Genomic DNA, 26,429 nt, shown 5'->3' on the forward strand with positions numbered 1-26,429 from the left:
CGTTTCTGAATCAAAAAATACCTTGAGGCTAAGCCTGAAGGCTCATAAATCACATTCTTTTTACTATTTTTCTTACTAACAAACCTGTAAGAATTGCCGGAAGCAATCCAAACAAAGAGGCGATATCGACTAACGTATCCTCCAGTTCTTCTATCCCGTATGTGCCGAAATGATCCATCACGGCATAAGCCCATTCGGCAGGTATCAAAATAAAAAGCCAGCGCGTGTATAGAAGAAAACTGATAAGACCGATTGCAAGGCTGAAGGTGATTTCTATAAAAGTCCTCATGTTACTGTTATTGTCCCGTAAGCTTTAAAGCTCGTGCAAGGTACTGGCATCATAGTTGTTTTCATAATAGCTTCGTACAAGTAATCAAAGTCACTCAGATGAAGAAGGGTTATACAGCCTTCGCTTAACCCTCTTGGTCCTATCGGATGGAGGCGGAAATGGCCACGCCGGACACCTTCAACAAATACTTGATCATCTATCTGCCAGTCATCTTTGTATAAGGCAAACCATTTTGAGCGATCGGTGCCATAAATATTTTTCAGGGCAAAATCACTAAGTCCTCCGAGCCTGCCTCCGCTCTGTCGGTTCACGATGAAGTAACGTCCAGGCGGGATCGGCCCGATTTCTGGTTTGCTTGCCATAGTCGGATTGTTTCTGCCATAGAGTTGGCCTGAGAATGCCGGAAAGTTTCCTACCCCCGGAACGGTAAGAATAGATGACGGTAAGCCATTCAATGCATAGCGCGCAATAATCATGCTGTAACCCGAATATTCCAGCCGTCAGTAAACTGGATATTCCCGTCACAGTGCTTCCATGTGATTCTCTCATAACGCAGTTCTATCGCCTCAAGGTGATTGTGTTTTTCCATTGAGGGATTTTTTACGTTATGCATTACAGGCGTGATCCCTACGATTTTCACATTTTCTAAAAGCATATTGAAATACTCAACTTCCTGCCCTGCATCGTTGATACGGTACCATTTGATTTCAGCTGACTTTAGGGTCTGGCCAGTTGCTACAGCCCGGTAAAGGTAAGGAGAGGATGAATCGAACTCTTTTTCGATTGTTAGTGGGGAGTGGACGCGGGTACCGGTTAGTTTCCCCGTATTGCCATCGGTTGGAATGTGTAAACCATGGCCAAACGATAAAACCTCAATGCTACCTTCACGGTGCTGAACATCTACAGAACCTGTAATATTCGCACCTCCGTCATCTTTGAGCCATAAATATGCGGGTATAGCCATTCTGAACGCTCCCTTTCAGTGAGTTTGACGTTATTGTCAGAGACTAATAAATCAACAAATTCAGGCCCTTTCAAGGCATTGCGTGCTATACTTTTCGTGAATATCTCATTGTTATTTATATGAAAATATTTCTAATGGTTCCTTAGGTATCAAATCACACCCCACCCAAATACGCCTTCCTCACCTCCTGATTTCCCAGCAGCTCCTCACCGCTGCCGCTCAACCGGATCTGCCCGTTAACCATCACATACCCGCGGTCGGAAAGCTTCAGCGCGTGGTGCGCGTTCTGCTCTACCAGAAAGATGGTCATGCCGTTGCGGGCCAGCTCGCGCAGCGTCTGGAAGATCTGCTTCACCACAATCGGCGCTAAGCCCAGGCTCGGTTCATCCAGCAACAGCAGCTTCGGACGGCTCATCAGCGCCCGGGCGATTGCCAGCATCTGCTGTTCCCCGCCGGACATGGTCATTGCGCGCTGCTTGCGTCGCTCCTTGAGGCGAGGGAACAGGTCGAACATGGTTTGCATATCTTCAGCCGCAAACTGGTTGCCGATCGGGATGGTCCCCATCAGCAGGTTCTCTTCAACGGTCATATCCGGGAAGATCCGTCTGCCTTCCGGCGCCTGCGCAATGCCGCCGGAGGCGACGTAGTGGGTGGATTTGTGGCTGATATCTTCACCACCGAAAAGGATCTGCCCGCTGCGGATGCGCGGTTGTCCAAAGATAGACATCAGCAGCGTCGATTTGCCCGCGCCGTTTGCGCCAATCAGCGCCACGGTTTCACCTTTATTAACCTCAAGGGAGACCTGCTTCAGCGCCTGGATGACGCCGTAGAACACATCCACCTCGCGAAAGGCCAGCAGCGGTTCGTTCATAGGGGCACCTCGCTTTCGTCCGTGCCCAGGTAGGCGGCAATCACCTTTTCATCATGCTGGATCTGTGCGGGCGTTCCCCTGGCAATGACGTCCCCGTGGTCGAGCACGATAATGTCGTCCGAAATCTCCATCACCATCCCCATATCGTGCTCAATCAGTAATACCGTTATGTCATGGCGATCCCGCAGAAAGCGAATAATGCTGCTCAGCTTATGCGTTTCAACCGGGTTAAGCCCGGCGGCGGGTTCATCCAGGCAGATCATCTCTGGCCCGGTACACATTGCGCGCGCGATCTCCAGACGCCGCTGCTGGCCATACGACATCTCTCCCGCCAGACGATTTGCGCACTCCACAAGGTCCACCACCTCCAGCCAGTAGAAGGCTCTGTCCAGGGCGTCGCTTTCCGCCCGCCGATATGCCGGCGTGTTTAAGATCCCGGCGAGCAGATTGCGGTTAACGCGCATATGCTGCGCAACCAGCAGGTTTTCCACGACAGACATCTCGCGAAAAAGGCGGATGTTCTGGAAGGTGCGCGCCAGCCCGGCGCGGTTGACCAGATGCGTTCCGCCAAACATTTTGTAGAACAGACGTTGCCCGAACCGGGCAGGGTTAATCCAGTCACCCGGCTGAAATTTTTGCCCAAGCACCTGAATGACGTTGGTGGTCTTATTGCGGGTAGCAAATAAAATGCTGCCGCCCGAGGCCTTATAGAAGCCGGTCAGGCAGTTGAATACCGTAGTTTTTCCCGCCCCGTTTGGCCCGATAAGGGCGGTAATGGAGCCGCGCTGCACGTCCAGGTTGACGTCGTTTAGCGCCTTAATCCCGCCGAAGTGCATCATCAGATGTTCAACGCGCAATATCGTTTCGTTCATGGCGCCACGCCCTTACGCACGGCAAACCCGCTGCGGTTAATGCGGATCAAACCGCGCGGACGCCAGATCATCATCACCACCATCAGCATGCCAAACAGCAGGACGCGGTACTCCGCAAAACTGCGCAGCAGCTCCGGCGTTACCGTAAGCACGAAGGCGGCCAGCACCACGCCAAGGGTAGAGCCCATGCCGCCCAGCACCACGATGGCGAGGATCAGCGCGGATTCAAAGAAGGTAAAGGAGGTAGGATTCACAAACCCCTGATAGGTTGCGAAGAACACCCCGGCAATCCCCGCGGTGGATGCGCCCAGCGTAAAGGCGGAGAGCTTCACCAGGACGTGATTCAACCCCATCGAGCGGCAGGCAATTTCGTCTTCTCGCAGGGCTTCCCACGCCCGGCCAATCGGCATCCGCGTCAGGCGGTGTTTGACGTAAAGTACCAGCATCACCACCAGGAACAGCACCGTGTAGATAAAAATAAACTTCATGTTCGGGTTGTAGGTCAGGTGGAAAAACTCGTGAAAAGGCACGCCGCCTTCTTTCGCGCGTCGTCCAAATTCCAGGCCGAAAAAGGTGGGTGGAGGGGCTGACACGCCGTTTGGCCCCCCCGTGAAGGTCAGCCAGTTGTTCAGGATCAGGCGAATGATCTCCCCGAATCCGAGGGTGACGATCGCCAGATAGTCGCCGTGCATGCGCAGTACCGGGAAACCGAGCAGGGCACCGGCGGCGGCGGCCATGATTGCCGCCAGCGGCAGCATGCTCCAGAAGCCTAACCCCAGATACTGATACCCCAGCGCCAGACCGTACGCGCCAATCGCGTAGAAGGCGACGTACCCCAGGTCCAGCAGGCCGGCCAGCCCCACGACGATGTTCAGCCCCAGACCGAGAAGCACGTAGATCAGCCCGAGAATGGCGACGGTCAGTACATACTTGGTGGCGACAAACGGGAAGCAAACCGCAAGCGCAATCACCAGAGGAATAATCCAGCGCATGCGGCTTTTGTAGTCCGGTGGCCTAACATAGACGCCCGCGTTATCGGTTTCGAAGCGCGCCTGGAAACGAGCGCCCGCGGCGGTACCCAAAAAAGCGCTCAAGAGAAAACGCCCCAGCATTACAATGCCGACCATCCAGGCCAGCCGTTGTCCGGCAAAGTTAAAGCTGTACCCGTCCAGCACCACGCCAGCAATCGGACCGAAGATAATCAGCGCAATCAGCCCGGAAAAAATCGCGTCCAGAACGCAGCGCTTAAGCGAAAAACCGTGCGATGTCATCATTCTCTTCCTCACACTTTGGCCACAACCGGGCGCCCGAGCAGACCCTGGGGTCGGAAAATCAGTATCATGACCAACAGGCCGAACGAGAAGACGTCTTTATAGTCCGAGTTCACCATGCCCGAGAACTGTGCTTCCGCGACGCCAAGAATAAGGCCACCGAGCATGGCGCCGGGGAGGGAACCGATGCCGCCTAGCACTGCCGCAGTAAAGGCTTTAATGCCGATCACAAACCCGACGTAGAAATCAAAGGTGCCGTAATTCATGGTGATGAGCACGCCGGCCAGGCCGGCCATCGCCGCGCCGATGACAAAGACCAGCGAAATAATCCGGTCGGTGTTGATGCCCAGAATCGAGGCCATTTTGCGATCCTGCTGGACCGCGCGGCACATCCGCCCCAGCCGGGTATGGTTGATTATCCACGTAAGCACCAGCATGCCGGCAAACGAGGCGAGCAGAATAAACACTTTGGTGTAGGTTATCTGAACAAAGCCTTCACCCAGATGCAGGCGAATCACGCCGTCCAGCATGGTCGGCACCCCTTGCTGGCGCGGACCCTGGCTCAGCTGGGCGTAGTTTTGCAGGATAAGCGACATCCCGATGGCGGAGATAAGCGGCGCCAGGCGCGTGGAGTTGCGCAGCGGCCTGTAGGCGATACGCTCGATAGTCCAGCCGTACACGCCAGTTACCGCGATGGTGAACACCAGCGTACCCAGAATCAGCAGGGGGAAGGACTCAAGCCCGAAGAAAGAGAGAAGCGCCAGACCAATGGCGCAGAGATAGGCGGAAATCATATACACTTCGCCGTGGGCGAAATTGATCATCCCGATAATGCCGTACACCATGGTGTAGCCGATGGCGATCAGGCCATAGACGGAGCCCAGCGTTAAGCCATTAATTAACTGTTGCAGGAAGAATGTACTCATCTTAGCGCGCTCGTTTTATAGGCTGCGCGAGCCGCGCAGCCTGATGTTTATTACGCGCCGACGGGCAAGCCCGCCGACGTTGAGCGTGACTCCGTCCCGTTACTGCACTTCCTTATATTTTCCTTTGTCGTCCCATTGGTAAACCACGTAGTCCGAGACTTTCAGGTCACCCTTGCTGTCCCAGGCTTTTTTGCCCATCACCGTGTCGACGGAATTGGCTTTCAGCCACTCGCTGGCTTTAGCGGAGTCCTTGCCGCCGGTGGCCTTGAAGGCAGCGGCAATGGCCTGCACGGACGCATAGGAGTAAAGGGTGTAACCTTCCGGCTCAAATTTACCGGCGCGGAATTTCTCGATAACCGCTTTACCGTCCGGGATCAGGCGCGGATCTTTACCGAAGGTCATGTAAATGCCGTTGGTGTATTGCGGACCGCCCGCCGCCGTCACCATCTCTTCATTGACAATGCAATCGCCGGAGAAGAATTTCGCCTGTACACCCTGTTCACGCATCTGGCGAACCAGCGGACCGGCTTCCGGGTGACAGCCGCCGAAGAACACCACGTCCGGTTTTTGTGCGCCGATCTTGGTGACCAGCGCGTTAAAGTCTTTTTCACCGCGGGATAAGCCTTCATACATCACATCCTTGACCCCGCGTTTCGCCAGCGCCGCTTTGGTGGCGTCTGCCAGCCCTTGTCCATAGGTGTCTTTATCGTGAATGATCGCCACGCGCCTGGCTTTCAGCTTGTCGATGATGAAGTCGCTGGCGACCTGACCCTGCTGGTCGTCGCGGCCGCACATGCGGAACATGTCGCTCATGCCGCGCTCGGTGATCAGCGGGTTAGTTGAGCCGGGGGTAATCGCGATGATGCCCGCATCGCTGTAAACCTCGGAGGCGGGCATCGTGGAGGAGGAGCAGAAATGGCCGACCACGGCGTTGACTTTATCCTGGTCGACTAAGCGGTTGGCGACGGCCACTGCCTGCTTAGGCTCGCAGGCGTCATCCCCCTGAACCAGTTTGATCTTCTCACCGTTAATACCGCCTGCAGCGTTAATATCTTCGGCGGCCTGCGTTGCGCCATGCCAGTACTGATCGCCGTAAGTGGCATTGGGGCCCGTGAACGGTCCGGCGACACCAATCACGATATCTGCCCGGGCCGAAAATGCAGTCACCAGACAACTGGCCAGCACAAGAGAAACAGGCGTTTTGATAAATTTCAGCGACATTATTATGTTCCTTAGCAAAGAGGTTTTTGCACCCCGGCGTAAACCGGAACGCCCAGGGCGCAGCCAATCCAAAACACGAGCAAGAACAAAATGCACTAAACAAACGGCATCCTGCGTGATACGGCGAGGTTTCCATGCGCAGCGTCGCGCGAAGAACAGCAAGCAAAAATGTTGCCAGAATGGTTAACCCCTTGACGGGGTTATGACATGTTTGAGTATAGAGCGCCGCGTTATCACGCCCGGCGGCAGGAGAAGAAATTACAGCGGAGATCACACATCGTTAACAATAAAGCCCATAAGTTGTGCAAGGGTCACGATTTGCACACTTTTGCAGCAATAAAGACCTAAACTTCAGCCAGGGCAGACGTGCGATATGTGTTAGGATCGTTTCCTTTTTTATCAGGAGTGTCAGCGATGACGGAAGGTCCATTAAATGAAAGCGAAATGGCGTGGCTGGAAGAGACGTTAATGTCTTACGGTCATGACGATGCGTCCGTGATTGACGTGTCCGAACTGGACGGCATGCTTACCGCAGTGCTTTCCGGCCCTGTTGTCGTTGAGCCAGATGCCTGGCTGGTGGCGGTGTGGGGCGGGGAGAAGTACATTCCGCGCTGGAAAAACGATCGCGAGATGAACCGTTTTATCGATCTCTGCTTTAAGCATATGAACGACATTGCCGAGCGCCTGAGCGAATACCCCGATCAGTTTGAGCCGATGTTCGGCTATAACGACGTTGACGGTGAGAGTTACACCGTGGTGGAAGAGTGGTGCTATGGCTACATACGCGGCGTGGCGCTGACGGACTGGTCGGCCCTGCCGGAAACCCTGAAGGCCGATCTTGACGTGATTGCCCTGCACGGAACGGAAGAGAACAGCGAGAAGCTGGATGAACTGTCCGAAGAGGAGTATATCGCCAGCATTGAGAGCATCCAGCCTGCGGCCCTGCGTTTATATAACTACTGGGTGGAGAATCCGCAGCAGCCGGAAGCGAAGAAGCCTGTCGTTAACGGCACGAAGGTGGGGCGTAACGATCCGTGTCCTTGCGGCAGCGGGAAGAAGTTCAAGAGCTGCTGCCTGCACTGATAAAAAAGGGGCTGATGATAGCCCCTTTTTTATTTAACCCACTTCCGGCAGCATCCCGGCTGCAATCAATACCTGCACCAGAATAATCACCACCCCACAGCCAAACACAACGCACAGCAGCGGTTTTCCACCTGCCACGCGGTATCCTAGCTGAGGATGCTGCTGACGGCTTTTCCACGCCAGCAGGGAAGGGAGCAGCAGGGCCAGGATGGAGAGCGCCACTCCCGCGTAGCCCAGCGCCATCACAAACCCGCGTGGGTAAAACAGCGCAAAGGCCAGTGGCGGCAGGAAGGTAATGGCCCCGGTCTGTAACCGTCCGGCGGCGGTATTGCGACGCTGGAACAGATCGGCCAGGTAATCAAACAGGCCGAGCGCCACGCCCAGGAACGAGGTCGCGAGCGCCAGGTCTGCAAACAGGTGAACCGCCAGCTCCACGTGCGGCGAGGTGACCACTTCGCGCAGAGACATCAGGAAACCGTTCAGGCCAGCGTGCTGCGCCATCAGCCCGACGAAGGTTGAAGAGTCAATGCTGCCCAGCGTCACCAGCTGCCAGAAAATATAGGCGATCAGCGGAATAGCGCTGCCGATAACAAACACACGACGCAGCTTGCGAATATCGCCGTTCATATAGCTGACGATGCTCGGCACGCTGCCGTGAAAACCAAACGAGGTGAAAATGACCGGGATGGCGGAAAGCGCCAGACCTTGTTCCAGCGGCAGCGTCAGCAGGTTCACCTTGTGCACGTGCGGCGCCAGCAGCGCCAGCATGACAACAAGAAACAGAATTTTGGCGCTGAACAGAAAGCGGTTAAAGAGATCGACCAGCGATGTTCCCACGCAGACCACGCCGCCGCCGATGAGCGCAAAGAAGATAGCCCCCGTCGCAGGGGTAATATCAGAGCCGAACCAGTCATTAACGCTGGAGGCGATCAATTCCCCGGCGCCGCTGATGTAGGCGGCGGTCAGGGCATACATCAGGAACATCATGCTAAAGCCGGTGATCCACTGGCCGTAGCGTCCCAGGTAGCGCGCCGCAAGCGAACCCAGACCGGTATCGGCGGGCACATGCTGGTACACCTCAAGCAGCAGCAGTGCGGTATAGCACATTAATGCCCAGAGCGTGCCAAGCAGCAGCAAGGTCATCCCAAATCCCACGCCTGCGGCAGCCAGAGGCATTGCCAGCATTCCTGCGCCAATCGTCGTTCCGGCGACGATAAAAATACTTCCCAGGGTTCTGTTTTTCACGCTTTCCTCTACAACGATGGTGAACCGCGACAAATTCTGCGGCGCAGAGTAAGGCAAAAGCGATTATTCGTCAAACCACCGTTACAAGCAGCGTAATGAAAGGTTTACGCATTGCGCTGCCGCCAATCCGAAGTAGGGCGACGGCCAGGCGTGGCGTAAACAAGACGTACGGGGAATAAAAGGCGTGTTTTGATGCGGGGGAAAGGTAAATAAATGCGGCGCCGGAAACCGGCACCGCAATGATATTAATTCTGCGTATCGAGAGTCGACAGTTCTTTATCAATAAAGTAAAGACCTTCACCGGATTTACCCACCAGCGATAATTTATCCAGCACGGATTTAAACAATTTCTCTTCTTCGTGTTGTTCCGCGACGTACCACTGCAGGAAATTAAAGGTTGGATAATCCTGGCCGATCATGGCCGCATGAACCAGTTCATTAATTTTCTGGGTGATCAATTGTTCGTGCTCATAGGTGGCGCGGAACAGTTCATCAAGAGAATTGTACTCGGCGAAAGGAGATGCCACGTTCTCGATGCGCGGCAGGCTGCCTGTATCGGTCAGATAATCGAACAGGCGCTGCATGTGGGTCATCTCTTCCTGAGCGTGACGACGCAGAAATGCGGCCGCACCTTCAAAGCTATGGTAGCTGCACCAGGCGCTCATCTGCTGGTAGAGAAGGGATGAATAGAGCTCAAGGTTCATTTGCGCATTGAGCTTGTCGATCATTTCAGTTTTCAGCATGGTGACGCTCCGGTTTATTATTTCTGGTTCACAATGAGCGACACTATAATTTGTTATTTAATTATTTGCAAAACGTAAAATTAAATATTTATCAGTTCAAAATACGAATGGGAATAAAACGCATTGGCGATTTTTTATTTCTATTAATGCGAATTGTTTTTGTTCTTAATTAAATAAAGTGCCAGCAATCGCTGGCAGCTTTGATTAATACCAGGGATTATTTGCCTTAGGGTTAACGGCATACCCCATGCACTTATACTGGATAGTTACGCTCTCGTTCAGGCACAAAGAGCCGCTTGTCAGGGTACAGGTTTTGACCGGCTGCCCGTAGGCAGAGGCGGTGGCATAGCCCATGTTTTGACAGGCTTTTACCGCGGTACCGTTATTAACATATTCGTCGGACCAGGCGTTTTGCAGCACTGCCTGGCCATAGTCGAGGCGGACAATGCCGTTCGGCGCGTCGAGGCTGCTGATTTCCGCCTGGCGGTTAACGCTGCATCCCGCGAGCAGCAGGACTGTACCGGCTACGATGGCTGTTTTCATGGTTCGCTCTGGGTAGATGGAAATACGTTATCGTACCCGCAGATGCCCGCTGCAATGCCAGGAATAGCCGGACAATCTACCCTCACTCTTTGCAACGGACGGCGTGAATCCTTCTCGCCATAAAATTGTGAGCGCGCATTCGATTTTTAAAACCATATTTCATTTACTTTGAAAGTCTGTTTGTTTGATGCCAGGATGAACGGGAACAGGTATCCATAGCGGGAGCGACCGCAGCGCATTCTGGAGAGACAAGATGAAAATTGCACTGATGATGGAAAACAGCCAGGCGGCTAAAAACCCAGTGATATTAAAAGAGCTGAAAACGGTAGCCGATGAAAAAGGCTTCCCGGTTTATAACGTCGGGATGAGCGACGAAAACGATCATCACCTTACCTACATCCATCTGGGGATTATGGCGAGTATTCTGCTGAATGCGAAAGCGGTAGATTTCGTGGTCACCGGATGCGGCACCGGCCAGGGCGCGATGATGTCGTTGAATATTCACCCCGGCGTCATTTGCGGCTACTGCATCGATCCCGCCGACGCGTTTCTCTTCGCGCAGATCAACAACGGCAATGCGCTTTCGCTGCCTTTTGCCAAAGGTTTTGGCTGGGGAGCGGAGTTGAACGTGCGCTTTATCTTTGAAAAGGCCTTCACTGGCCGGAAGGGTGAAGGCTACCCGCCAGAGCGTAAAGAGCCCCAGGTGCGTAACGCGGGGATTCTGAACCAGGTTAAAGCGGCCGTGGTGAAAGAAAACTATCTGGACACGCTGCGCGCCATCGATCCTGAGCTGGTAAAGACCGCTGTTTCCGGCCAACGTTTCCAGCAGTGCTTCTTTGAAAATTGCCAGGATAAGGCGATCGAGGATTTTGTTCGCGGTATGGTGGGTTAATGCGTATTGCGCAGATTAAATTGTGATGCGCGTCACAAAAATATTGATTTTTGTGACGATGGTCATATTATAGGCACATTGACGATAAAGTTGTATAACAAGTTGATGGAGCATCACAATGAAACTGCGCAAAATCCTGAAAAGCATGTGGGCCAATTACTGCCGCACCTTCAAAGACGTGCCGCCGGGCGCCATGTTCTGATAAAAAACCTGCTTCGGCAGGTTTTTTTGTCTCTGCAGGCGAGGAAGGGAAGATGTCAGAGGCCGCGTTTTGATACTATGGCGGCCTTTGAATAAGGAGAAAGCCCCATGTCACAAAACCTGAGCGCCGATCAGGAGCTGGTCTCTGATGTTGTCGCCTGCCAGCTGGTTATTAAGCAAATTCTGGATGTCCTGGACGTTATTGCACCGGTTGAAGTGCGCGAGAAGATGTCTACCCAGCTGAAAAACATCGATTTTGCCAGCCACCCCGCGGCCGCCGACCCGGTTACGCTTCGCGCGATCCAGAAAGCCATCGCGCTGATTGAACTGCGCTTCACGCCGCAGGGCGAATCGCATTAAAAAATGGCGAACGGGCGACACATGCTGTCGCCCGTTGATAACGTTAAAAGAAGGTCTGGACCAGCAGATAGCTCGCCGCGCAGGCGCAGCTCACGCCAATTAACCCCGGCAAAATAAAGCTGTGGTTAATGATGAATTTGCCGATGCGGGTCGTTCCTGAACGGTCAAAGCCGATGCAGGCTAAATCACTCGGGTAGGTCGGCAGAACAAAATAGCCGTAGGATGCCGGGAAGAAGGCAATCAGCATTTTCGGATCGATACCCAGCATCAGGCCCATCGGCGCCACGGCTGTCAGGGCCGCCGCCTGGCTGTTCACCAGCTTCGACACCAGGAAAAGCACAATGGCATACGTCCACGGATGGCTTTTCACAACGCCTTCCAGCGCCAGCTTTAACTCGTCGAGATGCGCCTGGAAAAAGGTATCGCTCATCCACGCCACCCCGAACACCGAGAAGATCGCCACCATACCTGCCTTGAATACCGCGCCGTTAGAAATGGCAGCGGCATTGACCTTACAGGCCATCAGCATTACGGCACCGGCAATGAGCATCATCATCTGAATGACGAGGTTCATCGACAACGCCGTCATTTTGCCTTTTAGCTCGAAGGCAGGACGCAGTTCCGGAAACGCCCCGAGCAGGACCACCACCGCAATTCCGGCAAAGAAAATCCATGTCGACCAGTAGGCCTGCTTCGGAAAACGCTGGTTCATCAACGTCTCCGTGCCGCCATAGATAAACTCGCGCTGTTTAGGATCTTTCAGTTTTTCCTGGAATTCCTTGTCGTCAGCCAAATCTTTCCCGCGGCGTAAACTCCACAGAGCCGCAATCGCCACCCCGAAAAGTGAAGCGGGAACCGACACGGCGAGGATTTCCAGGATCCCCCACGCGTGCCCTAACCCATGTTGCGCGGCCAGGATGGAGACCAGCGACACGACGGCGACGGAAACCGGCGATGCGGTGATCGCCATCTGCGATGCCACCGAGGCCACCGCCATTGGGCGTTCCGGTCGGATCCCTTTTTTGAGAGCGATATCCGCAATGATGGGAAACATGGTGTAGACCACGTGCCCCGTACCGCAGAGAAAGGTCAGCATCCAGGTAGTAAAAGGGGCAAGTAGCGTGATGTGCTGCGGGTGTTTGCGCAGCAGGCGTTCAGCAAACTGCATCATGACGTTGAGGCCACCCGCAGTCTGCAGGGTGGCGGCACAACCAATCACCGCGAGAATGGTCAACATGACGTCAACCGGTGGCTTGCCGGGCTGTAGCCCGAAGACAAAACACAGAATAAAAAGGCCAATACCGCTGATTAACCCAAGCCCCATGCCGCCGAAACGTGTACCCGTCAGCAGGCAGAGGAGAATGACAACAAACTCAATGGTGATCATGCTGCTCCCTCGTCAATGATTATGTAATTAAACAAATCATTACATGTTGTAAGGTTAATCATTGGGAGCGAGATCTGATTTGTTAAATTTCAGCAAAAGCAGAGGGTTGGGGAGATAAGAAGGAACCTGCCCCCCTGAACCAGGGCAAGGGCAGGTTAAAACACTTAGTGGTGCTGCACCGTCACAAGGTCGAGCAGGTGGCGGTCGGCTTGCTCCGGGCGTAAACCGGCCTGGCGCGCATTGTGGATCTCATCCGCCAGCGTTTTCAGCAGCATGCCGTCCTGCTGCTGTTCTTTGTCCATATCGCGTAAAAATTTGAGGGTGGTGATGTCATGCTGCGCTTTGGCTTCATCGGCCAGCTTGTTGAGCGTCGTGCAGCGCTGTTCATGTTCTTTTAGCGTTTTCTGGAACAGTTCTTCCAGAGAAGAGTAATTTTCATTAATCCCATCAAGGGCTTTGACAACCGGGTTCGCCCCCGCAGCTTTGAGGAAGTTAAAGACGCGCATCATATGGGTGACGTTGCTTTGCGCCTGCGAACGAAAGAACGTAGCAGAGCCCGTAAGGCTTTTTTCGGAACACCAGGCACTTAAGTGAAGGTGCAGATTCGAGGCGTAGAACTCAAGGTTCATCTGCGCGTTAAGTTTTTGCATCATCGTTTGGGTAGCCATACTCATATCCTTATAGACTGTGGGACGTAATGTCCGCTGCTTAACCTGACAGCCAGGCAAATGCGAAGAAATACATAAATGCAGATTCTTCAGTTACGGAGTCGATCGAAAATTCACTTCCTGTGTTCGATATAAATAAGCATACCTTGGTCTTAAGGCTAAGAAAACTCTTAATTGGGCTGTGTTTACCATACATTACAAAGTTTAATATAGTACAAAAATACAAATAGATTGCCATGAATTGAAACTTAATTAACTGGTTGAAAATAAATAATTATTTTACTTCGTTGGCTGTTATTTTACTTTCGTGAATATTAAGCCGGAATAATGCTCTGTGAAAAAGCTAAATACAGATTATTCATTTCAAATATATGATGCGTTATTAAATTTGCGCTAAATCAATTTTACGGAATAGCGTATATTCTTCATCATATTGGTTTTTTGACGAACCGCACGATGCCCCTGAACCTGTGAGCCCCAACCTGACCGGCCGACAGCATCAGGGATTTCTTAGCTAATCTTATGGATAATTCTGCTCATCCCTCTTTCATTTGTCTGACAATTCCTGCCATTTTTATGTCATTTTTCGCTGAATTTATGTACGCAATTACTGTAATTCTGCGGTGTGATGGGGCTCTCTTATGGATGATTAATTTCCCGCTAAAACTATCACCAGCAATAACGCTTATGACGAGGTGAGCGCTAATACCTTGTTTTAAGTCCGATTAAATAAGAAGCACGCAAATCTTCCCTACAGAAAAGAATGCTAAAGCTGGAGTTTACCATGCACAAATTTACTAAAGCGCTGGCGGCCATCGGACTGGCTGCCGTTATGTCACAATCCGCTATCGCTGAGAATTTAAAACTCGGTTTTTTGGTAAAACAGCCGGAAGAACCCTGGTTCCAGACTGAGTGGAAATTCGCTGATAAAGCCGGAAAAGATTTAGGTTTTGAGGTGATTAAAATCGCCGTGCCGGACGGTGAAAAAACCCTGAACGCCATCGACAGCCTGGCGGCCAGCGGCGCGAAAGGTTTCGTTATCTGTACTCCGGACCCGAAACTGGGATCGGCCATTGCGGCGAAAGCCCGCGGTTACGACATGAAGGTTATTGCGGTTGACGATCAGTTCGTCAACGCCAAAGGCAAACCGATGGACAGCGTCCCGCTGGTGATGATGGCGGCGACCAAAATCGGTGAACGCCAGGGCCAGGAACTTTATAAAGAGATGCAGAAACGTGGCTGGGATGTCAAAGAGACCGCCGTTATGGCCATCACGGCTGACGAACTGGACACCGCACGTCGTCGTACAACCGGTTCAATGGACGCGCTGAAAGCGGCTGGCTTCCCGGAAAAACAGATCTACAAAGTCCCAACCAAATCTAACGACATCCCCGGTGCCTTTGACGCCGCGAACTCCATGCTGGTCCAGCACCCGGAAGTGAAACACTGGCTGGTGGTCGGCATGAACGACAACACCGTGCTGGGCGGCGTGCGCGCGACGGAAGGCCAGGGCTTCAAGGCACCTGACGTTATCGGTATCGGCATCAACGGCGTGGATGCGGTGAGCGAACTGTCCAAAGCGCAGGCTACCGGTTTCTACGGCTCTCTGCTGCCAAGCCCGGACGTTCACGGCTACAAATCCAGCGAAATGCTCTACAACTGGGTAACCAAAGGGGCTGAACCGCCGAAATTTACTGAAGTCACCGACGTGGTGCTGATCACCCGCGACAACTTCAAAGAGGAACTGGCGAAAAAAGGACTGGGCGGTAAGTAATACGCTGTGATTGTGCCCCTCACACATCGTGAGGGGCCAGACGTACACACTACAGGAATCACGGAGTCGTTATGCAACAGTCTAATCCGTATCTCTCTTTTCGCGGCATCGGTAAAACGTTTCCCGGTGTTAACGCACTGACCGATATCAGCTTCGACTGCTATGCCGGCCAGGTTCATGCCCTGATGGGGGAAAACGGTGCCGGAAAATCCACGCTGTTGAAAATCCTCAGCGGCAACTATACGCCGACGACCGGCACGCTGGCGCTGCGCGGCGAAGAGGTGGCTTTTGCCGATACCACGGCGGCGCTCAATGCCGGGGTGGCGATTATCTATCAGGAGTTACATCTCATCCCTGAGATGACCGTGGCGGAAAATATCTACTTAGGCCAGCTTCCGCATAAAGGCGGCGTGGTGAATCGTTCGCTACTTAATTATGAAGCGGGGCTGCAGCTTAAGCATCTTGGTCTGGACGTTGATCCACAGACGCCGCTGAAATACCTCTCCATCGGCCAGTGGCAGATGGTTGAAATTGCCAAGGTGCTGGCGCGTAACGCCAGGGTAATTGCCTTCGATGAACCGACCAGTTCGCTCTCCGCGCGTGAAATCGAAAACCTGTTCCGCGTGATCCGCGAGCTGCGGCAGGAAGGCCGCACCATTTTGTATGTCTCGCACCGCATGGAGGAGATATTTGCTCTGAGCGATGCCATTACCGTCTTTAAAGATGGGCGCTATGTGCGCACCTTCACCGATATGCAGCAGGTTAGCCATGACCAGCTTGTTCAGGCGATGGTCGGGCGCGACCTGGGCGATATTTATCACTGGAAACCGCGCGAGTACGGTCCTGAGCGCCTGCGTCTGGACAACGTCAAAGCGCCGGGCGTGCGAACGCCGGTTTCGCTATCCGTACGTAGCGGTGAGATCGTCGGGCTGTTTGGCCTGGTGGGGGCGGGGCGCAGCGAGCTGATGAAAGGGCTGTTCGGCGGTACACGCATTACCGCAGGGCAGGTCTCCATTGACGGCGAGCAGGTCGATATCCAGAAACCCGCCCACGCGATCAAGGCCGGGATGATGCTCTGCCCGGAAGACCGCAAAGCGGAGGGGATCATTCCGGTGCATTCGGTGCGCGACAATATCAACATTTCCGCCCGCCGTAAGTTTATTCGCGCGGGTTGCCTGATAAACGACGGCTGGGAGTCGAGCAACGCCGACCATCATATTCGCTCGCTGAATATCAAAACGCCGGGACCGGAACAGCTAATTATGAATCTTTCCGGCGGTAACCAGCAGAAGGCCATTTTAGGCCGCTGGCTGTCGGAGGATATGAAGGTCATTTTGCTGGACGAGCCGACGCGCGGTATCGATGTGGGCGCAAAACATGAGATCTACAACGTGATCTATGAACTGGCAAAACGCGGCGTGGCGGTGCTTTTCGCCTCCAGCGATCTGCCTGAGGTGCTTGGCGTGGCCGACCGCATTGTGGTGATGCGGGAAGGCGAAATCGCCGGTGAATTACTTCATGAACAGGCGAATGAACAACAGGCGTTGAACCTCGCCATGCCTAAAGTCAGCCAGGCTGTCGCCTGAGTAAGGAGTTAATGATGTCCTCTGTTACTACATCCGGAGCGCCGAAGTCGGCTTTTAGTTTTGGACGTATCTGGGATCAGTACGGCATGCTGGTGGTCTTTGCCGCACTCTTCATCGCCTGTGCGATCTTCGTCCCCAATTTTGCCACCTTCATTAATATGAAAGGGCTGGGGCTGGCGATTTCCATGTCCGGCATGGTGGCCTGCGGCATGCTCTTCTGTCTGGCCTCCGGTGATTTCGACCTGTCGGTGGCCTCGGTTATCGCCTGCGCGGGCGTCACCACGGCGGTGGTGATCAACATGACGGAAAGCCTGTGGATTGGCGTTTTTGCCGGTCTGTTGCTCGGCGTCATCAGCGGTCTGGTGAACGGTTTTGTTATCGCGCGCCTGAAGATTAATGCCCTGATTACCACGCTGGCAACGATGCAGATAGTGCGTGGTCTGGCCTATATCATCTCCGACGGTAAAGCGGTGGGGATTGAAGACGAGCGCTTCTTTACGCTGGGTTATGCCAACTGGCTGGGCCTGCCTGCGCCTATCTGGCTCACCGTGGCCTGCCTGATCCTGTTCGGCTTCCTGCTTAACCGGACCACTTTTGGCCGTAACACGCTGGCGATCGGCGGTAATGAAGAAGCGGCCCGTCTGGCAGGGGTGCCGGTCGTACGCACCAAGATTATTATCTTTGTGCTCTCCGGGCTGGTTTCTGCCGCGGCGGGGATTATTCTGGCGTCGCGTATGACCAGCGGCCAGCCAATGACCTCCATCGGTTATGAGCTGATCGTCATCTCGGCGTGCGTTTTAGGGGGCGTTTCCCTCAAAGGCGGCATCGGAAAAATCTCATATGTGGTGGCCGGTATCCTGATTTTAGGGACGGTGGAGAACGCCATGAACCTGTTGAATATTTCGCCGTTCTCTCAGTACGTCGTGCGTGGTCTGATCCTGCTCGCAGCCGTGATTTTCGACCGTTACAAGCAAAAAGCGAAGCGTACCGTGTAACCCCAGCGCTGACTTTTTATTGCTCAACTAATAACCATAGTTGACCCCTGAACCGCCTCGCCAGTTTTGCTGGCGGGGCGGTTGTCAAATGGCGAGGCCCATCACACTGTCTATACTTACATGGCTATGAAAGAGGTAAAGGCGTTTACCTCTCGTAAACCGTAAGGAGGATTAGGGTGGCTGACTTGTTAACCGCACCGCCTGTACTGCCCGGAAAATATGCTTTCTTTTTTGACCTCGACGGGACGCTCGCCGGGATCCAGCCGCATCCTGACGACGTGGTCGTACCGGATATGGTGCTAGAGAATTTGCAGCAGCTCTCCAGACTAAACGAGGGCGCATTGGCATTGATTTCAGGGCGCTCAATGGCCGAGCTGGATGTGCTCGCCAGTCCTTACCACTTTCCGCTGGCCGGTGTACACGGAGCGGAGCGCCGCGATATCCATGATCAACTGCATGTTGTATCCCTCCCCGATACTTTAATTCAGGCGTTACACGCTGAACTCTCCTCGGCGCTGGCATCGCTTCCGGGCACGGAACTGGAAGCGAAAGGCATGGCGTTCGCCTTGCACTATCGGCAGGCTCCGCATCACGAAGCGGCAATCTTCGCGATTGCCCGCAGCGTGGCCGTTGCACACCCGCAGCTCGCGCTGCAGCCGGGGAAGTGCGTCGTCGAGATAAAACCTGAGGGTATTAATAAAGGTGCCGCTATTGCGGCGTTTATGGCGGAACCGCCGTTTAAGGGACGTACACCGGTATTTTTTGGCGATGACCTGACCGACGAGGCCGGGTTTCGCGTGGTAAATCAGGCCGGAGGGATCGCCGTCAAGGTGGGGCCTGGTGACACTGTCGCTGAATGGCGTCTGGCGAATGTCGCCAGCGTCTGGCAGTGGATTTCTGATATCGCTAACCAGCAACAACAACAAATAGCGCAAAACAAAGGGGGAAACCATTATGGGTCGCTTAGTCGTCGTCTCTAACCGAATCGCACCGCCTGATGATAAAAAAGCCAGTGCAGGTGGCCTGGCGGTAGGGGTGTTAGGTGCCTTAAAAGCTGCTGGCGGGCTGTGGTTTGGCTGGAGTGGTGAAATCAATGAAGAAGAGAAACCGCTTAAAAAGGTTACGCGCGGGAACATTACGTGGGCATCCTTTGCGCTAAAGGAGAAAGACTATGACGAGTATTACTCGCAGTTCTCCAACGCAGTGCTGTGGCCTGCGTTTCACTATCGCCTTGACCTGGTGAAATTCCAGCGGGAATCCTTCGAGGGCTACTCGCGGGTGAATGCGCTGCTGGCGGATAAACTGCTGCCTTTAATTGAGGAAGACGATATTTTATGGATCCACGATTATCATCTGCTTCCCTTCGCCAGAGAGCTGCGTAGAAGAGGTGTCAACAACCGGATTGGCTTCTTCCTGCACATTCCGTTCCCGACGCCGGAAATTTTCACCGCGCTGCCGCCGCATGAAGAACTGCTGGAGGCGCTGTGTGATTACGACCTGTTGGGCTTCCAGACCGAAAATGACCGCCTCGCGTTCCTTGACGCCGTGTCAGGTAAAGCGCGCCTGGTAACCAGGGGCGGCAAAACCCATACGGCGTGGGGGAAAACCTTCCATACCGAGGTCTACCCGATTGGTATTGAACCCGACGAAATTGCGGAGCAGGCCTCCGGTCCGCTGCCGCCGAAGCTGGCCCAGCTTAAGAATGAACTCAAGCACGTGAAAAATATCTTCTCGGTAGAGCGTCTGGATTATTCCAAAGGGCTGCCGGAACGCTTCCTGGCGTATGAAACACTGCTGGATAAATACCCTCAGCACCACGGTAAAATCCGCTATACCCAGATCGCGCCAACGTCACGCGGGGAGGTGCAGGCGTACCAGGATATTCGTCATCAGCTTGAGACAGAAGCGGGGCGCATCAACGGGCGCTACGGTCAGCTTGGGTGGACGCCGCTCTTTTACCTGAATCAGCATTTTGACCGTAAAATCCTGATGAAGGTCTTCCGCTATGCGGATGTGGGGCTGGTTACGCCGCTGCGTGACGGGATGAACCTGGTTGCAAAAGAGTATGTGGCGGCGCAGGACCCGGCGGATCCGGGGGTGCTGGTGCTTTCTCAGTTTGCCGGGGCCGCGAACGAACTGACCTCAGCGCTTCTCGTTAACCCTTACGATCGGGATGATGTGGCAAATGCCCTCAACCGCGCCCTGACCATGCCGCTGACGGAGCGTATTTCTCGCCATGCCGAAATGATGGAGACGATCCGCAAAAACGATATTAATCACTGGCAGGCGCAGTTTATTCAGGATCTCCGTGATATAACCCCGCAAAGTCATGAAGGCGATCTGCAAAAAAAGATCGCGACGTTCCCTAAACTCGCCTGATTTTCCTCTGGGGGGTTAGCTCCCCCCAAGAGGCACCAGCAGCACATCCACCTGGCTCGAGGCGATAATAGATTTTGCCGCGCAGGTAGCCCGCGATATAAAGCTGTGGTTATGGTTTCCGCAAATCACTAAATCAATATTCTGTTTGCGACACATATCAAGAATATGCGCATTGAGTTCCCCCGTCGCTATAACGGTTTCATGAATGGGGTACTCTGCTTTTTCGACAAGCTCTCGCAGAAACTGCTGCGTTTCTTCCTGCAAAACCTCACGAATATCTTCCAGCATCGGGGCCGCCAGCTGATTGTACATCTCGGGCTCGGCCGCGAGGGTAATGAGGCTGATACGCGCGTTATGCGGCCGGGCGATGGATACGGCTCGGGCGACAAGCTGGTGGCTTTCGGGGGAAACAGCAACTGAAACAAGAAGATGGGAGTAACTCATGGCGCACTCCTTAGATGTCTGACAGACAGCGTTTCATCACCATTACCGCGAATTTCCCTGTTTCGCAAGACTTGAATACGACATTAGTGTGAAGCTTATCATAATTATTCATTAATTATTCTTATAAGAAGAATAACGGATAAATGCGCCTAAATGAAAAAAATTAACAACTTAACCTAAGTCACACAAATCTACGCTTTCGCCCTTAAACCATTCTAACGCGTTATAAACGCATTTCGAATGGTCACGGAGTGAAACAATTTTTTTGTCGAAAATGCATAACTCTATGTTTTGTCGAGGTAATCAAAATGTGTCCGTGACGCATGCGCGATGTAAACGATCGCGGAGACCGCACGTACTGATAAAAGCACGTTGCGTGCCACTTTTACTCACGCTTCTGCATGAGTATTCGTCGATTAAGAATACAAAACAGTGCTGATTGCTCAAAATGTGAGCAAATTAGAAGTCATACTGATGGATTTATGGGTAACATTCACTTAAATTGTGTGACGTAGATCACATTTTTTTTAAATTTGAGGGTGGCTGCATTGTATGTGTCAAATCTGACGAGTAGAGTTTGCGTCGAATTAGGAAAAATCTTAGTTATTTGTAAGAAATGATAAAACATGTAAGAGATGTAACCACGTTTCATCTCCGTCACGTTTTGATGAATACAAACCTAGATTCAACTATGCATTTAGCCTTTTCTTTTTTATACCGGGTGATTTCCCGGCGACATCACGGGGTGCGGTCTTTCCGCATAAAAATAATAGTTGGTTATTCGGGATGGGAACAATGCATACATCCGAGTTGCTAAAACATATCTATGACATCAATTTGTCGTATTTACTGCTCGCGCAGCGTTTAATTAGTCAGGACAAGGCGTCCGCGATGTTTCGTCTGGGTATTAACGAAGAAATGGCAACCATGCTGGGTGGGTTAACCCTCCCGCAGATGGTAAAACTGGCGGAAACAAATCAACTGGTGTGCCAGTTCCGTTTTGATAATCCGCAGACGATAACGCGTCTGACGCAGGAATCCCGTGTTGACGATCTGCAGCAGATCCATACCGGTATTCTGCTCTCCACTCGTTTGCTTCACGAAATCAGCCAGCCTGATGACGCAGCCCGTAAGAAAAGGGCCTAGCAATGAGCGAGAAAAGCATTGTTCAGGAAGCGCGTGACATACAGTTGGCCATGGAGCTGATTACGCTGGGTGCTCGTTTACAAATGCTGGAAAGCGAGACTCAGCTGAGTCGTGGTCGTCTTATCAAACTGTACAAAGAGTTACGTGGTAGTCCCCCACCGAAAGGCATGCTGCCGTTCTCGACGGACTGGTTTATGACATGGGAGCAGAATATTCATGCCTCCATGTTCTGTAATGCCTGGCAGTATCTCCTCAAAACCGGTTTATGTAGCGGCGTTGACGCCGTGATTAAAGCCTACAAACTTTACCTTGAACAATGTCCACAGCAGGAAGAGGGGCCACTGCTGGCGCTGACTCGCGCATGGACGCTGGTGCGTTTTGTCGAAAGCGGAATGCTTGAACTATCGCGCTGCAACTGCTGCGACGGCAATTTTATTACCCATGCTCATCAGCCTGCAGGCAGCTTCGCCTGTAGTTTATGTCAGCCTCCATCCCGCGCAGTAAAAAGACGTAAACTTTCCCGGGATGCTGCCGATATTATTCCACAACTGCTGGATGAACAGATCGAACAAGCTGTTTAACCCGAACGTGTGGGCAAGATTCCAGCAGCGGTAAGCAATTACCGCTGCTTTTTTTTACCCCGCAAACGGTAAACGCTGCGAACTGAACGTCCTTGCCATAGTCACTAGCGGAAGGATGATGTCGTGCTTATCTTATTAGGTTACCTGGTAGTTCTCGGTACAGTTTTCGGCGGTTACATGATGACCGGCGGGCACCTTGGAGCACTCTATCAACCGGCTGAACTTATTATCATCGGCGGCGCAGGGGTAGGGGCTTTTATCGTTGGTAATAACGGTAAATCGATCAAGGGCACGTTGAAGGCAATTCCATTGCTGTTCCGTCGCTCGAAATACACCAAAAGCATGTATATGGATCTGCTGGCGCTGCTCTATCGCCTGATGGCGAAGTCGCGTCAGCAGGGGATGTTCTCGCTTGAACGGGATATCGAAAACCCGAAAGAGAGCGAAATTTTTGCCAGCTATCCACGTATTCTGGCGGACGCCATGATGCTGGATTTCATCGTCGATTACCTGCGTCTCATCATCAGCGGCAATATGAATACCTTCGAAATCGAAGCGCTGATGGACGAAGAGATCGAAACCCACGAAAGCGAATCTGAAGTGCCGGCTAACAGCCTGGCGCTGGTGGGCGACTCGCTTCCCGCGTTCGGTATCGTGGCGGCGGTTATGGGCGTAGTACACGCCCTGGCCTCGGCGGACCGCCCGGCGGCTGAACTCGGCGCGCTGATTGCCCATGCGATGGTGGGTACTTTCCTCGGTATTTTGCTGGCTTACGGTTTTATCTCTCCGCTGGCAAGCGTCCTGCGCCAGAAGAGCGCGGAAACCACCAAAATGATGCAGTGCGTGAAGATCACGCTGCTTTCAAACCTCAATGGTTATGCACCGCCGATCGCGGTTGAATTTGGCCGTAAAACGCTTTACTCCAGCGAGCGTCCGTCGTTTATCGAGCTTGAAGAACACGTGCGCGCGGTGAAAAACCCAAACCAACAGACGACAACTGAGGACGCATGAAAAACCAGTCCCATCCGATCGTCATCGTCAAAAAACGCAAGCACAAGGGCGGCGGACACGGTGCCCACGGCTCCTGGAAAATCGCGTACGCCGATTTTATGACCGCAATGATGGCGTTCTTCCTGGTGATGTGGCTGATCTCCATCTCCAGCCCGAAAGAGCTTATCCAGATTGCCGAATATTTCCGTACCCCGCTGGCGACGGCGGTGACCGGTGGGCCGCGTATCTCTAACAGCGAAAGCCCGATTCCTGGCGGCGGCGATGATTACACCCAACAGAAGGGTGAGGTGAAAAAAGAGCCGAACATCGACGAGCTGAAACGCAAGATGGAGCAGGCGCGGCTGAAAAAACTGCGTGGCGATCTCGATCAGCTGATTGAAGCCGACCCCAAGCTGCGCGCGCTGCGTCCGCACCTGAAAATCGATCTGGTTCAGGAAGGGCTGCGTATTCAGATTATTGACAGCCAGAACCGCCCGATGTTTAAGACCGGGAGTGCGGAAGTTGAACCGTACATGCGCGATATTTTACGCGCCATTGCCCCGGTGCTGAACGGCATTCCTAACCGAATCAGCCTGTCGGGCCACACGGATGATTTCCCGTACGCCAGTGGAGAGAAGGGATACAGCAACTGGGAGCTTTCTGCCGATCGTGCCAACGCCTCGCGTCGCGAGCTGGTGGCAGGTGGGCTTGATGATGGCAAGGTACTGCGCGTGGTCGGCATGGCAGCAACCATGCGCGTCTCCGACCGCGGGCCGGATGACGCCATCAACCGTCGTATCAGTCTTTTAGTGCTGAACCAGCAGGCGGAGCAGGCCATCCTGCACGAAAACGCCGAAAGTCAGAATGAGTCACTGGACGATTTAAAACAGCCTGGGGCCGTCCCTGCGGCTGCCGTTCCAACATCGCCACCAGCCAATCCGAGGTGATAGCGTGAGCATGGATATTAGCGATTTTTACCAGACATTCTTTGATGAAGCCGACGAACTGTTGGCCGATATGGAGCAACATTTGCTCGATCTGGTGCCCGAAGCACCGGATTCCGAGCAGCTCAATGCCATCTTCCGTGCGGCGCACTCCATTAAAGGCGGAGCCGGAACGTTTGGATTTACCATTCTGCAGGAAACAACCCACTTAATGGAAAACCTGCTTGATGAAGCACGACGCGGTGAGATGCAGCTCAATACCGACATTATCAACCTGTTTTTGGAAACCAAAGATATTATGCAGGAACAGCTCGACGCCTATAAAAGTTCGGCAGAGCCTGATGCCGCCAGCTTTGAATACATCTGCAATGCGCTGCGCCAGCTCGCCCTGGAAGCGAAAGGTGAAGTCGCTGCAGCCGTTGTCCCTGCGGCGAAGCTGAGCGTTGTCGATGCATCCGCTGCCGAAGAGGCCGCGCCAGCCGCTGCACAAGCGGGCAAACTGCGCGTTGTGCTGTCACGCCTGAAAGAGAACGAAGTTAACCTGCTGGAAGAAGAGCTGGGTAACCTGGCGAAATTAACTAACGTGGTGAAAGGCAAGGACAGTCTCGCCGCGACCCTGGATGACGGAATCGATCAGGACGATATCGTGGCGGTGCTGTGCTTTGTAATTGAAGCTGACCAGATTGCCTTCGAAACCGAAACCGCCCCGGCAGAAGCGCCTGCTGCGCAAGAAGAGGTGGCCGTCGTCGCGCAGGCTGCGGCACCGGCTGTTGCGCCTGCTGCTCCGGCGCTGAAGGCAGTGCCAAAAGAGGCCGCGGCACCAGGCCGCGCTGAAAAACCGGCCGCGCGCTCCAGCGAGTCCACCAGCATTCGCGTTGCCGTTGAGAAGGTCGACCAGCTGATTAACCTGGTGGGCGAACTGGTGATCACCCAGTCCATGCTGGCGCAACGTTCAAACGAACTGGACCCGGTCACCCATGGCGATCTGATTACCAGCATGGGACAGCTGCAGCGTAACGCCCGCGATCTGCAGGAATCGGTGATGTCGATCCGTATGATGCCGATGGAATATGTCTTCAGCCGTTTCCCGCGCCTGGTGCGCGACCTCGCCAGCAAGCTGAATAAGCAGATTGAACTGACCCTGATGGGCAGTTCAACGGAGCTGGATAAGAGCCTGATCGAGCGCATCATCGATCCGTTAACGCACCTGGTGCGTAACAGCCTCGACCACGGTATTGAACTGCCGGAAAACCGCATTGCCGCCGGGAAATCTCCGGTCGGGAACCTGATCCTCTCTGCAGAACATCAGGGCGGGAACATCTGCATTGAAGTGACCGATGACGGCGCAGGTCTGAACCGCGAACGCATCCTGGCGAAGGCCATTTCGCAGGGGATGGCGGTAAATGAAAACATGACCGACGAAGAAGTGGGCATGCTGATCTTCGCGCCGGGCTTCTCGACCGCCGAGCAGGTGACGGACGTTTCCGGGCGCGGCGTCGGCATGGACGTGGTGAAACGTAACATCCAGGAGATGGGCGGCCACGTTGAGATCCAGTCTAAACAGGGTTCCGGCACCACTATTCGCATCCTGCTGCCGCTGACGCTGGCGATCCTCGACGGCATGTCAGTCAAAGTCGCGGACGAAGTCTTTATTCTGCCGCTGAACGCGGTGATGGAATCCCTCCAGCCGCGTGAAGAAGATCTGCATCCGCTGGCGGGCGGTGAGCGCGTGCTTGAAGTGCGCGGCGAATACCTGCCGCTGGTCGAACTGTGGAAAGTGTTTGAAGTGGACGGGGCGAAGACCGAGGCCACGCAGGGTATTGTGGTGATCCTGCAAAGTGCGGGCCGTCGCTACGCGCTGCTGGTCGATCAGTTGATTGGTCAGCACCAGGTGGTGGTGAAGAACCTCGAAAGTAACTACCGCAAGGTGCCGGGTATTTCCGCTGCCACCATTCTCGGGGATGGCAGCGTGGCGCTGATCGTCGATGTGTCGGCGCTTCAGGGATTAAATCGTGAACAACGTGTGGCGTACACAGCCGCCTGATTAAGTAGAA

28 protein-coding genes are annotated in these 26,429 nt (G+C 53.6%); 14 read left to right on the plus strand and 14 right to left on the minus strand.

Translation table 11 applies throughout. The features are described from left to right. Positions 1-49: 49 nt before the first annotated feature. The 8 genes from ACWKXT_RS10905 to ACWKXT_RS10940 all read right to left on the minus strand — a co-directional run bounded on the left by ACWKXT_RS10905 (position 50) and on the right by ACWKXT_RS10940 (position 6,414). On the minus strand, positions 50-289 hold the full coding sequence (locus tag ACWKXT_RS10905) for a hypothetical protein (protein ID WP_232928100.1): 240 nt from the start codon (positions 287-289) through the stop codon (positions 50-52). After that, positions 286-765, minus strand: a complete 480-nt coding sequence (locus ACWKXT_RS10910; RefSeq protein WP_047367833.1) for a DUF2778 domain-containing protein — start codon at positions 763-765, stop codon at positions 286-288. Before ACWKXT_RS10910 ends, ACWKXT_RS10905 begins: the two co-directional genes overlap by 4 nt. Beyond that, on the minus strand, positions 762-1,253 hold the full coding sequence (locus tag ACWKXT_RS10915) for an Hcp family type VI secretion system effector (protein ID WP_008500392.1): 492 nt from the start codon (positions 1,251-1,253) through the stop codon (positions 762-764). The genes ACWKXT_RS10910 and ACWKXT_RS10915 overlap by 4 nt, the downstream gene beginning before the upstream one ends. A gap of 154 nt (positions 1,254-1,407) precedes the next feature. Next, entirely contained in the window at positions 1,408-2,124 is a 717-nt protein-coding gene (locus ACWKXT_RS10920) for an ABC transporter ATP-binding protein (RefSeq protein ID WP_454532436.1), read from the minus strand. Continuing rightward, a complete protein-coding gene (locus ACWKXT_RS10925) occupies positions 2,121-2,996 on the minus strand; it encodes an ABC transporter ATP-binding protein (protein ID WP_454532437.1) in 876 nt (291 codons plus the stop codon). Before ACWKXT_RS10925 ends, ACWKXT_RS10920 begins: the two co-directional genes overlap by 4 nt. Beyond that, positions 2,993-4,267, minus strand: coding sequence for a high-affinity branched-chain amino acid ABC transporter permease LivM (livM, locus tag ACWKXT_RS10930; protein ID WP_136343662.1), 1,275 nt, complete (start codon positions 4,265-4,267; stop codon positions 2,993-2,995). Before livM ends, ACWKXT_RS10925 begins: the two co-directional genes overlap by 4 nt. Before the next feature lie 11 nt (positions 4,268-4,278). Continuing rightward, entirely contained in the window at positions 4,279-5,193 is a 915-nt protein-coding gene (locus ACWKXT_RS10935) for an ABC transporter permease subunit (protein ID WP_454532438.1), read from the minus strand. 99 nt (positions 5,194-5,292) lie between these two features. Then, on the minus strand, positions 5,293-6,414 hold the full coding sequence (locus ACWKXT_RS10940; protein WP_454532439.1) for a branched-chain amino acid ABC transporter substrate-binding protein: 1,122 nt from the start codon (positions 6,412-6,414) through the stop codon (positions 5,293-5,295). Positions 6,415-6,828: 414 nt separating this feature from the next. On the opposite strand from ACWKXT_RS10940, the gene ACWKXT_RS10945 reads away from it, so the two are divergent. Then, positions 6,829-7,497 carry a YecA/YgfB family protein gene (locus tag ACWKXT_RS10945; protein WP_454532440.1) on the plus strand — a complete coding sequence of 223 codons (669 nt, stop codon included), beginning with the start codon at positions 6,829-6,831 and terminating at the stop codon, positions 7,495-7,497. A gap of 33 nt (positions 7,498-7,530) precedes the next feature. On the opposite strand, the gene tyrP is transcribed toward ACWKXT_RS10945, so the two are convergent. From tyrP to yecR, 3 genes are all read right to left on the minus strand, one after another. Next, positions 7,531-8,742 carry a tyrosine transporter TyrP gene (gene tyrP, locus ACWKXT_RS10950; RefSeq protein ID WP_454532441.1) on the minus strand — a complete coding sequence of 404 codons (1,212 nt, stop codon included), beginning with the start codon at positions 8,740-8,742 and terminating at the stop codon, positions 7,531-7,533. A gap of 245 nt (positions 8,743-8,987) precedes the next feature. After that, positions 8,988-9,485: a non-heme ferritin gene (ftnA, locus tag ACWKXT_RS10955; protein ID WP_028013664.1), complete on the minus strand. Its 498-nt coding sequence runs from the start codon at positions 9,483-9,485 to the stop codon at positions 8,988-8,990. Positions 9,486-9,689: 204 nt separating this feature from the next. Then, positions 9,690-10,028 carry a YecR family lipoprotein gene (yecR, locus tag ACWKXT_RS10960; RefSeq protein WP_080329502.1) on the minus strand — a complete coding sequence of 113 codons (339 nt, stop codon included), beginning with the start codon at positions 10,026-10,028 and terminating at the stop codon, positions 9,690-9,692. 253 nt (positions 10,029-10,281) lie between these two features. On the opposite strand from yecR, the gene ACWKXT_RS10965 reads away from it, so the two are divergent. The 3 genes from ACWKXT_RS10965 to ACWKXT_RS10975 all read left to right on the plus strand — a co-directional run bounded on the left by ACWKXT_RS10965 (position 10,282) and on the right by ACWKXT_RS10975 (position 11,481). Further along, the gene (locus tag ACWKXT_RS10965; protein ID WP_080329501.1) at positions 10,282-10,920 is read left to right on the plus strand and encodes an RpiB/LacA/LacB family sugar-phosphate isomerase; all 639 of its coding nucleotides are present in this window, start codon (positions 10,282-10,284) and stop codon (positions 10,918-10,920) included. 118 nt (positions 10,921-11,038) lie between these two features. Further along, positions 11,039-11,122, plus strand: coding sequence for a stress response protein AzuC (azuC, locus tag ACWKXT_RS10970; RefSeq protein WP_014884364.1), 84 nt, complete (start codon positions 11,039-11,041; stop codon positions 11,120-11,122). Positions 11,123-11,229: 107 nt separating this feature from the next. Continuing rightward, a complete protein-coding gene (locus tag ACWKXT_RS10975) occupies positions 11,230-11,481 on the plus strand; it encodes a DUF2766 family protein (protein ID WP_008500405.1) in 252 nt (83 codons plus the stop codon). 43 nt (positions 11,482-11,524) lie between these two features. Here the strand turns inward: ACWKXT_RS10975 and ACWKXT_RS10980 are convergent, their stop codons facing one another. Together ACWKXT_RS10980 and ACWKXT_RS10985 are read right to left on the minus strand one after the other, a co-directional pair. Then, positions 11,525-12,868 carry an anaerobic C4-dicarboxylate transporter gene (locus ACWKXT_RS10980; protein WP_454532442.1) on the minus strand — a complete coding sequence of 448 codons (1,344 nt, stop codon included), beginning with the start codon at positions 12,866-12,868 and terminating at the stop codon, positions 11,525-11,527. Between the two features lie 164 nt (positions 12,869-13,032). Beyond that, on the minus strand, positions 13,033-13,536 hold the full coding sequence (locus ACWKXT_RS10985; RefSeq protein WP_080329499.1) for a non-heme ferritin-like protein: 504 nt from the start codon (positions 13,534-13,536) through the stop codon (positions 13,033-13,035). 784 nt (positions 13,537-14,320) lie between these two features. Here ACWKXT_RS10985 and araF point away from each other — a divergent pair. The 5 genes from araF (at position 14,321) to otsA (ending at position 20,270) form a co-directional block, all read left to right on the plus strand. Next, complete coding sequence (gene araF, locus ACWKXT_RS10990) at positions 14,321-15,310, plus strand: arabinose ABC transporter substrate-binding protein AraF (RefSeq protein ID WP_008500409.1); 990 nt, start codon at positions 14,321-14,323, stop codon at positions 15,308-15,310. A 71-nt stretch (positions 15,311-15,381) separates the two neighbouring features. Then, positions 15,382-16,896 (plus strand): L-arabinose ABC transporter ATP-binding protein AraG, encoded by a 1,515-nt coding sequence (araG, locus tag ACWKXT_RS10995; protein ID WP_454532443.1) that lies wholly within the window; start codon positions 15,382-15,384, stop codon positions 16,894-16,896. Between the two features lie 14 nt (positions 16,897-16,910). Beyond that, entirely contained in the window at positions 16,911-17,891 is a 981-nt protein-coding gene (araH, locus tag ACWKXT_RS11000) for an arabinose ABC transporter permease AraH (RefSeq protein WP_032644894.1), read from the plus strand. Positions 17,892-18,067: 176 nt separating this feature from the next. Then, positions 18,068-18,871, plus strand: a complete 804-nt coding sequence (gene otsB, locus ACWKXT_RS11005) for a trehalose-phosphatase (protein WP_454532444.1) — start codon at positions 18,068-18,070, stop codon at positions 18,869-18,871. Beyond that, positions 18,846-20,270: an alpha,alpha-trehalose-phosphate synthase gene (otsA, locus tag ACWKXT_RS11010; RefSeq protein WP_454532445.1), complete on the plus strand. Its 1,425-nt coding sequence runs from the start codon at positions 18,846-18,848 to the stop codon at positions 20,268-20,270. Before otsB ends, otsA begins: the two co-directional genes overlap by 26 nt. A gap of 15 nt (positions 20,271-20,285) precedes the next feature. On the opposite strand, the gene uspC is transcribed toward otsA, so the two are convergent. Then, positions 20,286-20,714 carry a universal stress protein UspC gene (gene uspC, locus ACWKXT_RS11015; RefSeq protein WP_080329494.1) on the minus strand — a complete coding sequence of 143 codons (429 nt, stop codon included), beginning with the start codon at positions 20,712-20,714 and terminating at the stop codon, positions 20,286-20,288. Between the two features lie 795 nt (positions 20,715-21,509). On the opposite strand from uspC, the gene flhD reads away from it, so the two are divergent. From flhD to cheA, 5 genes are all read left to right on the plus strand, one after another. Beyond that, entirely contained in the window at positions 21,510-21,860 is a 351-nt protein-coding gene (gene flhD / locus ACWKXT_RS11020; protein ID WP_208861682.1) for a flagellar transcriptional regulator FlhD, read from the plus strand. A 2-nt stretch (positions 21,861-21,862) separates the two neighbouring features. Continuing rightward, entirely contained in the window at positions 21,863-22,441 is a 579-nt protein-coding gene (gene flhC, locus ACWKXT_RS11025) for a flagellar transcriptional regulator FlhC (RefSeq protein WP_013096051.1), read from the plus strand. Between the two features lie 123 nt (positions 22,442-22,564). Continuing rightward, on the plus strand, positions 22,565-23,452 hold the full coding sequence (gene motA / locus ACWKXT_RS11030) for a flagellar motor stator protein MotA (RefSeq protein WP_008500417.1): 888 nt from the start codon (positions 22,565-22,567) through the stop codon (positions 23,450-23,452). Next, positions 23,449-24,378 carry a flagellar motor protein MotB gene (gene motB / locus ACWKXT_RS11035; protein ID WP_217478859.1) on the plus strand — a complete coding sequence of 310 codons (930 nt, stop codon included), beginning with the start codon at positions 23,449-23,451 and terminating at the stop codon, positions 24,376-24,378. Before motA ends, motB begins: the two co-directional genes overlap by 4 nt. Positions 24,379-24,382: 4 nt before the next feature. Further along, the gene (gene cheA, locus ACWKXT_RS11040) at positions 24,383-26,419 is read left to right on the plus strand and encodes a chemotaxis protein CheA (protein ID WP_454527800.1); all 2,037 of its coding nucleotides are present in this window, start codon (positions 24,383-24,385) and stop codon (positions 26,417-26,419) included. Positions 26,420-26,429: the final 10 nt, after the last annotated feature.

It is taken from the genome of Enterobacter sp. UPMP701 (assembly GCF_053709515.1).